General features: G+C 63.4%; 1 protein-coding gene. It reads right to left on the reverse strand.

What is annotated here, in order from left to right; all coding sequences use genetic code 11:
- Positions 1-393: cbb3-type cytochrome c oxidase subunit I (locus AYO52_RS01980; protein ID WP_172812093.1), on the reverse strand; the 393-nt coding region annotated here is incomplete at both ends.

The raw sequence follows: 393 nt of genomic DNA on the forward strand, positions 1-393 counted from the left end.
CAGGAAGCCGGAGAGCATGATCGTGCCGCCCGCCGCGAACAGCCAGAAGCCGAACGCGTTGAGGCGCGGGAACGCCACGTCGGGGGCGCCGATCTGCAGCGGAATGATGTAGTTCGCGAACCCGACGACGATCGGGGTTCCGTAGAGCAGCAGCATCACCGTGCCGTGCATGGTGAACAGCTGGTTGTACTGCTCATTCGACAGGAACTGCATACCCGGGAAGAAGAGCTCCGCCCGGATGAGCAGCGCCATGAGGCCGCCGGCGAAGAAGAAGATGAAGCAGGTGACGATGTACATGATGCCGAGCAACTTGTGGTCGGTCGTCGTCAGCATCTTCCACACGAACGAGCCCGGCCGGGCATCACCCGTGGGTTCACCCGGCGGGTGGTCGAG

The sequence above is a fragment of the Dietzia sp. 111N12-1 genome, assembly GCF_001658045.1.
In the GTDB taxonomy this organism is placed as follows: Bacteria; Actinomycetota; Actinomycetes; order Mycobacteriales; family Mycobacteriaceae; genus Dietzia; species Dietzia kunjamensis.